At 38.6% G+C, this 4949-nt stretch carries 4 protein-coding genes; 2 read left to right on the top strand and 2 right to left on the bottom strand.

The window, feature by feature from the left end; all coding sequences use genetic code 11:
• A partial coding sequence (locus tag AB8B65_RS00140) for a prolyl oligopeptidase family serine peptidase (protein WP_405298755.1) occupies positions 1-375 on the top strand: 375 nt, incomplete at its 5' end.
• Positions 376-469: 94 nt separating this feature from the next.
• Positions 470-2890, top strand: coding sequence for a T9SS type B sorting domain-containing protein (locus AB8B65_RS00145; protein ID WP_405298756.1), 2421 nt, complete (start codon positions 470-472; stop codon positions 2888-2890).
• Between the two features lie 707 nt (positions 2891-3597).
• Here the strand turns inward: AB8B65_RS00145 and AB8B65_RS00150 are convergent.
• Positions 3598-4416 carry a TPM domain-containing protein gene (locus AB8B65_RS00150; protein ID WP_405298757.1) on the bottom strand — a complete coding sequence of 273 codons (819 nt, stop codon included), beginning with the start codon at positions 4414-4416 and terminating at the stop codon, positions 3598-3600.
• A complete protein-coding gene (locus AB8B65_RS00155) occupies positions 4416-4856 on the bottom strand; it encodes a TPM domain-containing protein (RefSeq protein ID WP_405298758.1) in 441 nt (146 codons plus the stop codon). The genes AB8B65_RS00150 and AB8B65_RS00155 overlap by 1 nt, the downstream gene beginning before the upstream one ends.
• Positions 4857-4949: the final 93 nt, after the last annotated feature.

Consider the following 4949-nt stretch of genomic DNA (forward strand, 5'->3'; position numbering starts at 1 on the left):
ATAGAAAGTACGTTTGCCGATTTAGATCAAATTGTATACGATTACAAAAAGAAAATGTTAGGTGGTTTTGGATTGCGTTTTGTGTCAGATGCAGCGTTGCGCGAAGCAGGAAATATTGCCAATTTCAATCCCGATGCGGTAAAACCAATTCACACGGTACAAAACATTCAACAACCGATCATTATAGCACATGGCGATCAAGATGAAAATATTCATTATAGCTACGGGGAAAAACTCTTTAAAAATACCGCTTCTGCGGAAAAGGAATTCATCTTGGTAAAAGATGCAGGACACTTCAATGTCGGAGAAAAAGGCGGAAGAGCATACCAAGAAAAATTACTAAACTTTATCAAAAAACAAGTCCGTAAAAATTAATTCACCAACTACAACGTTATAGTTGTTAAAAATCGAATCTTACCGCAGAGCGCATAAAAAAAATACTTATTTTTAGACCTATACACGAACAAATATGCGCAATCTATCTACATCGATATGTTTCTATCTGCTATTTATAGCAACAACAATATCGCATGCGCAAACGCCACCAACAATCTCAGCAGAAGGCGATCAACAATACTGTGGCGATGTTCCAATAAACATTGCTATGAATGTATCAATTACCGATCCTGATGCACAAGACACAAGTTTACCGATCATATATATTCAAATATCAGAAGGCTACAGTAACGGACAAGACGTGCTCAGTTTAACAGGGACACATCCTAATATTGATGCTTTTTGGACGCCAGCATTAGGAAGATTAGCATTAGTTGGTCCTGCTACATTTGCCGAATATGAAGCAGCTATCGAAGCAGTCGTTTTTGAAACCACACAAACAAACTTTACAGAAGATAAATTTTTCTCCATCAATTTGGGTGATGCCAACTATTTACCATCTACAGGACACTACTATTTCTATGTAGCAAACACGGGAATTACATGGACGGAAGCACGCGATGCAGCAGCAGCACAAACATACTTTGGCTTGGAAGGATATCTAGCAACATTAACCTCAGAAGAAGAAGCTGAATTAGCAGGTTCGCAAAGTTCTGGAACTGGTTGGATTGGTGCTACAGATATAGACCAAGAAGGAACATGGCAATGGGTTACTGGACCCGAAGCAGGAACGGTTTTTTGGATTGGAGAAGTAAATGGAACGCCTCAAAACGGCTTGTATACATTTTGGAATTCGGGCGAACCTAACAATCTTGGAGGCGAACACTATGCACACATTACAGATCCGAGTATTGGCTTAATGGGTTCTTGGAACGATTTGCCAAATCTAGGATCAACTGATCCGAACAGTCCATATCATCCACAAGGATATATTGTCGAATTTGGCGGATTACCAGGAGAACCAGCAATCAATTTATCAGTCAGTACACGACTTGAAACACCAAAATCAACGATCACTGAAAGTGGAAGTTGTGCTGAAAGCGAATTAACACTCAGTGTTGAAACGAACACAGATAGCGTAACATGGTATACATCTGAAACAGCAACCACGCCAATTCATACAGGAACAAGTTACACGGTTTCACTCACAGAAACGACTACGTTTTGGGTATTTCCTGCATTTTCAGGTTGTACAAATGGTACACGTACACCAATTACAGGGACCATTTTTGGTTTGCCAAACACACAAGATATTTCTATAGTACAATGTGGTGCTACAAGCGGAATTACAATTTTTAATCTATTCGAATCCAATCAAGAAGTTGCTGCAGGTATCATACAAGATCGGCAAGTACGTTATTATACAGATAGTGCACTGACGGACGAAATCACGACAAGTGCATACACAAATACGTCCAATCCGCAAATCGTATATGCAAAAATTACTGACTTGGTTTCAGGTTGTGAAAACACAGCGGAAGTCACACTTCAAGTAAGTTCAAACGCGGTAAACAATGCAATTCTTAGTGTGTGTGACACCAATGAAGAACTCGGATTCACAGAATTCAACTTGTCTGAAGCAGACTCGCAAATTACAGCTGGTTTGCCCGATGATATTACAGTTACCTATTACGAAACGCTTGATGATGCTTTGTTGCTCTCAAATCCGTTAGCAAATCAATTTACAAATACAACGGCTTATGGACAAACAATTTATGCGCGTTTAGAACAAAATGGAGGTTGTTACGGAATTGGAGAAGTATTGCTAAATGTACTCAATTTGCCTTCTATAGAAACGGAAGAAATCGTATATTACTGTGTAAACTTTTCTCCGCAATTAATCACGCTTTACAGCGGAATTACGAATGATGTGTCTAATTACACCTTTGCATGGTCCACAGGAGAAACGACGCCAGACATTCAAGTCAATCAAATAGGAAACTATACAGTGGAAGTCACACGAATTGGCGGTTGTACAAAAACAAAAACAATCTTGGTGCAACCATCTAACATTGCAACTATAGGAACCATACAAATTGATGATATTTCAGATGTAAATGTAGTTACCGTGATGGTTTCTGGCGAAGGCGAATATGTATTTGCATTAGATGATCCGAATGGTATTTACCAAGAATCAAATATATTTCAGAATGTTTCTGCGGGATTTCATACAGTTTACATAAAAGATATCAAAAACAATTGCGGAATCGTAGCAGAAGACATTGCTGTTATTGGCTATCCAAGATTCTTTACACCAAACAATGATGGAATTAATGATACGTGGCAACTCAAAGGAATCGCAAACGCACTTCAGACCAACTCACAAGTATACATATACGATCGTTACGGAAAATTGCTCAGAGTATTAATCAATTCCGAAGACGCCTGGAATGGAAACATTAACGGTGCACAAATGCCTTCAAGTGATTATTGGTTTTCTGTACAACTACAAGATGGACGCACATTTACTGGACACTTTACGTTGAAAAGGTGAATTAGTATTGAGTTGTGAGTATTGCGTATTGAGAAGTTTCTCAAGAACACTAAATGCAAAGTATGTTGCTTTTGGCTCGCTTCGCTTTTGGCTCGCTTCGCTTTTTGATCGCTTCGCGTACCTTCTTAAATTTCTTAGGAACGTTTTTGCGAGCGTTTTGTAAAAACGCGCGGCAATCTGTTTCTTGTAAATCAAAACGTCACTTCGAGTGCAAAATCTCCGATTTTGTGTATCGAGAAGTGCTATGAAAAGTCTTTGCTAAAGTTTAAAAAAGCATGTTAATCTGTTTCCTCAAGTAACAAATCATTATAACAAACAATTTAGTCACAATTTTCCACTAACGCTAGCGCGAGTTTCCGAACTTGTGCCGACAATAAAGCTAAAAAAATCGTGAATTCGTGGTTGAAAAAAGATTCAGGATTTATAGAGTCAAGATTCAAGATGGTTTCTAAGAATCTTTAGTATTTCAATGTAGATTCCGCATCATGTTTGGAATGACAAAATCGATACGTTTTCAGAGTAGATCTCGATAGTTCTATTGAGCGTAGCTGAAATACAATTTTTCTTCAAAAAACCATTCGATCAGACGTTTGGTAAAAGTTTAGTAAGGAGTTTCAAATATCGTCAAAACACCAAGAGCATTAGCGATCTAACAGGCGAAGCCGATACTAAAATACTAAGAGTAAAACGAGTCTAAAAAGTCGAAGCTACCAACTTCCGCCAGCGCCACCGCCACTAAATCCGCCGCCGCCGAAACCACCACCAAATCCGCCGCCACCGCCAAAGCCGCCACCGCTGCTTCCGCCGCCGCCGAAAGAACCTTTTCCAAGATTACTCAGAATAATAATATCGAGTAAATCGCTTCCAGTGCCTCCACGTCTTCCGCCACCATTATTACCGCCGTTGCGTTTATTATTTCCTAAAATAGAAACTAGTACAACAAAAAAGATGACTAAAAAGAAAATTACGCCAACTGGTGTGCCTTTGCTAGAGCGTTTGCGACTGCCTGTAAATTCGCCAGCCAACACTTCAATAATACTATCAACTCCAGCGTTTAATCCGCCATAATAATCTCCTTTTTTAAAAAATGGAATAATTCTATTTCGTGTAATTTGTCCCACAATTCCTGCAGTGAGTTCATTTTCGGCACCATATCCAGGTGAAATCCATATTTTTCGTTCTTGCTTTGCTAAAAGGATAATCACTCCATTATCTTCTCCCTTTTGTCCAATTCCCCATTTTTGTCCCCATTCTGGCGTAAGCATACCAATACTTTCCCCTTTTAGGGTTTCAATAATAACCACAACAATTTGTGTGGAAGTTGTATCAGAATACTTGATAATTTTATGCTCTAATTGTGCTTTGTCACCTTTAGAAAGTAAACTAGCATAATCGTATACGGCATCCGGATTTGCTTTTGTAGGTTTTGGTGGAATATCATATTGTGCATGAGAAACGTTCAAAAAGAACAATCCGAAAAGGAAAATAAGCGTATGTAATGATTTTATTTGTAGTGTTTTAAGCATTAGCCTCTTGAAATTTCATTTGAGAGTTCATCTTCGTGCGTATCTGCATCCCAAGGAAAATGCTTTTGTAATTCAAGTCCGGCTTGTAAAATACCTTCAATCAATCCTTTGGTAAAATTTCCTTGTCGGAATTGATTGCGCATTGCATCACGTGTACTATTCCAAAAATCTTTCGGAACAACATTATTTATGCCTTCATCACCATAAATGACAAAACTTTTGTCACGGACAGCTACATAAATAAGAACGCCATTGCGGAGTTTGGTATTGTCCATCTTTAGCAGATGAAATACTTCTAGCGCACGATCAAACGTGTTCGTATCTACATGATCTTCAATGTGGACACGAATTTCACCAGAAGTACTTCGTTCTGCCGTTCTAATGGCAGCAATGATTTCTTGTTCTTCCTCAGCGGAAAGGAAATCTTCTACTTTAGACATATTTTTTTATGGTATTTTAATTATTTTTCAAAGTTAACATCTGGTGCATTTTCTGAACCTGCTGCTGCTTTAAAGCGCGCCATTTCTTTGAAA

Source organism: Kordia sp., from assembly GCF_045105435.1.
GTDB lineage: Bacteria > Bacteroidota > Bacteroidia > Flavobacteriales > Flavobacteriaceae > Kordia.

Excerpts from the sequence above, each read along its gene's own strand:
- AB8B65_RS00145 (WP_405298756.1), top strand. The coding sequence starts at position 470 with ATGCGCAATCTATCTACATCGATATGTTTCTATCTGCTATTTATAGCA.
- AB8B65_RS00155 (WP_405298758.1), bottom strand. The coding sequence starts at position 4,856 with ATGTCTAAAGTAGAAGATTTCCTTTCCGCTGAGGAAGAACAAGAAATC.
- AB8B65_RS00150 (WP_405298757.1), bottom strand. The coding sequence starts at position 4,416 with ATGCTTAAAACACTACAAATAAAATCATTACATACGCTTATTTTCCTT.